Origin of the sequence: Suttonella ornithocola (assembly GCF_001889065.1) — a bacterium.
GTDB lineage: Bacteria > Pseudomonadota > Gammaproteobacteria > Cardiobacteriales > Cardiobacteriaceae > Suttonella_A > Suttonella_A ornithocola.
In genome coordinates, this window is sequence record NZ_LWHB01000171.1 from 1 (window position 1) to 4786 (window position 4786).

At 34.5% G+C, this 4786-nt stretch carries 5 protein-coding genes; 3 read left to right on the top strand and 2 right to left on the bottom strand.

Going from position 1 to position 4786, the window contains the following annotated elements:
• Positions 1 to 110: 110 nt before the first annotated feature.
• Together mobH and A5N85_RS11885 are read right to left on the bottom strand one after the other, a co-directional pair.
• Positions 111 to 1577, bottom strand: coding sequence for a MobH family relaxase (mobH, locus tag A5N85_RS11880; RefSeq protein ID WP_072577411.1), 1467 nt, complete (start codon positions 1575 to 1577; stop codon positions 111 to 113).
• Positions 1571 to 1981, bottom strand: coding sequence for a hypothetical protein (locus tag A5N85_RS11885; protein WP_072577412.1), 411 nt, complete (start codon positions 1979 to 1981; stop codon positions 1571 to 1573). Before A5N85_RS11885 ends, mobH begins: the two co-directional genes overlap by 7 nt.
• A 302-nt stretch (positions 1982 to 2283) precedes the next feature.
• On the opposite strand from A5N85_RS11885, the gene A5N85_RS11890 reads away from it, so the two are divergent.
• The 3 genes from A5N85_RS11890 (at position 2284) to A5N85_RS11900 (ending at position 4449) form a co-directional block, all read left to right on the top strand.
• Positions 2284 to 2952, top strand: a complete 669-nt coding sequence (locus A5N85_RS11890) for a hypothetical protein (RefSeq protein WP_072577413.1) — start codon at positions 2284 to 2286, stop codon at positions 2950 to 2952.
• 166 nt (positions 2953 to 3118) lie between these two features.
• A complete protein-coding gene (locus A5N85_RS11895; protein WP_072577414.1) occupies positions 3119 to 3601 on the top strand; it encodes a hypothetical protein in 483 nt (160 codons plus the stop codon).
• Entirely contained in the window at positions 3598 to 4449 is an 852-nt protein-coding gene (locus A5N85_RS11900; RefSeq protein ID WP_072577415.1) for a lytic transglycosylase domain-containing protein, read from the top strand. Before A5N85_RS11895 ends, A5N85_RS11900 begins: the two co-directional genes overlap by 4 nt.
• Positions 4450 to 4786: the final 337 nt, after the last annotated feature.

Sequence of the window (4786 nt, forward strand, 5' to 3'; positions counted from 1 at the left end):
TCGGAATTGGCTGCAGTAGGTCATAGGATATGCTCAGTTTGTTTTTGATAATTCTACTATAAGTCGTTCTTTATATCTGCTTTGGATAGATTGGATTATAAGTGATTTGACTATAACCAATCAAAAAATAGTTTTATAATTTTTTCTGGGTCGTCTTGGGTATCATTATTTTCATTTTTTTGTGTAGTTGCTTCTTTTACTGTTTCAGTTTCTGACCCAACATTGTTTTCTGTTTCAGATATGCCATTTGGTGTTTCCTTTTCTGTTTCAGTTTCCAGTGGACTATTTTCAGATTCAAAAGAGCTTGAAATTTTATCTGATTGATTTTCTGTATTTTTTACTGTTTCAGGTTTATAAACTACATTATCTGTTACAGTTTCTTGTGTTAATTGTTTTTTATCAATTTCAACAATTTGCTCTTTTAAAGGTGTAGGAAGAGTATTAATAGTAAATATTTTATTTATTTGAAATTTTAAGCAAGTAAAATTCTGATCGAATTTAGCTTCTGCAATTTTTACGTTTATATTAAAGATAGCTTCTTGATTAGAAGTACTTTCGCAAAATCCTTGTTGTTGTAGCTCATCAAATATTCTATTGTTGTCAGTGGGAATATCCTTAGCTCCGAGCATCTGCATTTTTTCTCTTACGCGTTCAACTAATGATTTTGATACAGCGTAAACAAATTTATTATCTGAAGTAAATAAAACTGCCCCAGGTCTATTAATTGGAAGTGCTTTTTCGTTAATCAGTAGACGAATTGTTCGCATAAGACGTTCGCCAAAGTTTTCTAGATTTGCCCCAGTGAATTTACGACCATGCTCCATAGGCGCTATTTTGAGATCTTCGGCTGTAGATAGACTATCTGCAATCTTAATGATATCTCCGATGCTTCCCCAGTTATCAGCATCATTGTTAATATATCCAAGCACTTCGCTAAAAATTGTAAGCTCACTAGATAAATACCCAATTGCGATTAGATCAAAAAGATAATTAATAAAAGCAATCCCTAATTTCTCATGGAGCTTAAAGTAACGAGTTGGTTTAAAAGTAATTTTATAATTTTTAATTGATTGTTCAACGAGAGTACCAGCTAGGGGAGAAATGACTTTTCCTGAGTCAGTATCAACATAATCAACCATTGTTACAGCTTTCCCGATATCATGTAGTAATGCTGCTACAAAAACCGCAAAAGTCCATAAGTTTTTTTGCGCTTCAATGATTTCTGGCTCAGATGCTAAGGGAAGCGTATATTTCATGCGCTCATTAATTGCATACTCAACGACACAAAGGGTATGGACAATTAGTCCTCCTAAGAAGGCATGATGATATGCTTGTGAAGCAGGAATTAATTGTGCTAATTCGCAAAATTTTTCGATAGGTTGTAAATACATTGACTCAAAGCGATTTGAATCAATTGCTACTTTCCGACGAATAGAACGAATCCTATTATGCAAAGATAACTTATTGATAAGCTGCTCTGCCGTAAAGACTGGTAGTTTATTATGGTTTAAAGTACTTAAATCCTCATTAGGTGTAAATTTCCTATCTGAGAATATTTTTTTAAATGCGTTCAACATGATTGGTCTAGCCAAGCCAAAACTATCTCTGTTGTCGGGTAGGGCTCATTAGTAAAGTATATTTCACAATCATTGATTCTATTGACAAAATCTGAGAAGCATTCATCAAGAGGATTCCAAACATGCTGTTTACGATTTTTTGATACTGCGCGAAGTTTGAAGCATTCTAGTTCTGTAATAAAACGGCGAAATGCTCTCATATATTTAGCATCATTAGCATCTAATAGGCATTCATCAATTTTATCTAGAAAATCTTCTATCGATTGTAAAGGATCAACACTGTTTGATTTGTCTAAAAAAGTTTCAAGTGCTGGGTCAGTAAAAATTTGATGTAATTGTTTTATTTTATCGTTGTAGTTTTCTCTTATTTTATCAACAGGATGAGTTTTCTGCTGTTGTATCATTTCCTTTCCTTTCCTTTTCTTTACCTTTAATTAGCCATTTTCTTTATTTGCCCTTGTTCCTTAAGCTGCTTCATTTATGAAGCAGCTTTCCTTTTGGGTAAGCCCCTTGTCCCTTTCAAGCTCCTTTTTCCCCTTACTCGAAAGAGAGCGGCACGTTCTCTTTCGAGTGTCTTTATACCTTTATATGGTTAATGATTGATTAACTTGTCGGATGACATTGCATCAAAACGAAGCCCGCATTTTGCTGATAGAGATAGCGATCCCTCTCATATTGTTACTGTTAATACATCTCAGGACTGCTGATGCAAATGCAAAAAATATTAGTTGGATTTATTGGCTTTGTAGTTATAGCTAGTAGCGTCGAAGCAAAAGATTTATATGGCAAGGGTTATACAATTATTTCAGAATCAAAAAGCAGTGATGATTTACAAGTAATTGTTTATAAGAACTTAAATAATGGAACAGTTAAAGCTGCTCTAGAAGAATTATTACTTGGAACAGGTTGGAAATTAGCAGATGAGTATGCAGCTGATCCAATGATTTTTAAGCTATACAATCAATCTTTACCAGAACAAAAACAGCATCTCGGTCCAATTCAATTAAATGATGCGCTCGTTTGGATTGGCGGTAACGCATGGCAACTTATTGTTGATCCAGTCAACAAACTAATTTCTTACGAAGTTAAAGCGCCTTATCGGCAAACTCGAAAGTATATTCAACCAAATAATGCACAAAGTGAAGCGGTTACTATCGAAGATATTAACGTCGATATAGTAGAGACAGCTCCTCGTCAAAAGTTTACTCCTACGCAGAAATCAGAGCCAACTATTGTGATGATAACTCCTGATATCAAACCAATAAAAAATTCTGATCTTCTGCGTATTTCTATCCCTGCAAAAACATCTGAACAGAATGGACAAGTCATGAGCTGGTCTAATCTTACTTATAAAAGCAAAGAGGGAACAAAATGAAATTCTGCGTTCTATTAATGATTTTAGGATTAATGGGTTGTAGCCATTTCTCAATTTCAGAAAAAACGAATAAATCTAATATTGAACATTGTCAATATCCGCAAAGAGATTTGACTACTCAATGGAATGAAAGGCTTTATTGGTGTGATGGAAATGGAGGCTCAAAATGAAAAAGTCTCTTTTAATTATCGTAGCGATTATTTCTTCTTCATTACATGCACAAACAGTTAGTTATACGACTATAAATGATAAGAAATCATTTCAAAAACACTGGAAGCTATCAGATGATGAAGTAAAGCGATATATAGACTTTATGGATATTGAAGGGCGTTATCGTTATAGCAATTTAACGCCTTATGAAGTCTTATCTCTTTCAGCTCCTAATGAAGAAACGATGCGTTATTACGCAAAAAAAGCTGCTATAGATGAAATGAATGCGGTTAAAAAGCAAATCCAATTTGCTGTAATGGTTACTGAAGAAAAAACCATCCTGTGGAATGAAGCGGAAGAAAAATTAGAGAAAAAAAGGGAGGAAGAAGCTCAAAAAGCAGCTGAGGAACTTGCGCTAAATAGAAAAATAGAAGAGGCTCAAAAGCAAGCAGCTGAGCTTGAAAAAGAAGCCAAAAAATCTTCTTCTCAACAAAAATGAAACGGGTTACTTGCTTATTACTCTGTCTGATATTAGTTGGTTGCTTTGATGATAAGCAATCTAGCGATAAACGTGCGTCAAATTCTTTAACTGGGTCAGATGGTAATAGAAACCAAGCACAACAGAGTGAAGTGGTAGATATCGAAACGGATAATACTGAAATTTATGATGATAATGCTGGAACAGTTTCAGGCGGAAGTATCATAATATCGGAGGGAGATTGGTCTCCACCTCCAAATCTTAATAAAGCACGTCCTAATGTCTTTAATAAATATGTAGCTGCTAAAAGAAAAGCACTTGCTCCAATGATTAATAGAGTAGCTAAAAGGGAGGGTGTTCCTGCACTTATGCTTCATGCTTTGATTACTCAAGAAAGTAAATATCAAAAGCATGCTCGCTCAAATGTGGGAGCACAAGGAATGGTTCAAATTATGCCTGAAACATTCAAAATCTTACAAAGAAATGGGCTTAAATGTAGTGACCCTTATCATGATGAATGTAATGTCAATGGCGCAGCTATATATATCAAAATTATCCATAAAAAAGTTCAACAAAATAATATTGCCCATGTTCAAACAATAGCATCTGCTTATAACGCAGGAGAAGGAACAGCTTTATCTTATTTGAAAGGTTATAAATTAAAAGGTAAAAATCCATTAGGCAGAAAATTGCCACACGGGGTTCCTAATATAACTTTCGGTAAAGGGCAAACATATGATTATGCTCAAATGGTTGCGGCTTACTGGATTTTATATAAACAAAATCCTGAATTAATTGGATTATCAAAATCCATATCTTATCCATCTACAGAAGCTGATAGGCGTGATCTATTAAAGGCGGGTGGTTAAATGAAAACCATCTCTGTAGTCGCTTGTTGTATGGGAATAAATCTTTTAGCAAACGCTTCAACCTTACCTAATTATTTTATTCAAATCGCTAACAAAGTTGGAATTAGCCCACAATCAATTTCCGAACAGGCGCAATTTCTTGACGATATAGTGCAATCATCTAAAACCCAACCCAATCCAAAGCAGATAAAAGCATAAAGTATCAATACAATCCATCCGCCATTCTTTGCGGATTTGCTTAATCCAAGCCCACATCTTTTCAATGGATTTAAGTCTGGACTATAAGGGGATGAACCAAACTATCTCATGCCCATGCTACTTCAATGATTGCTTGAAT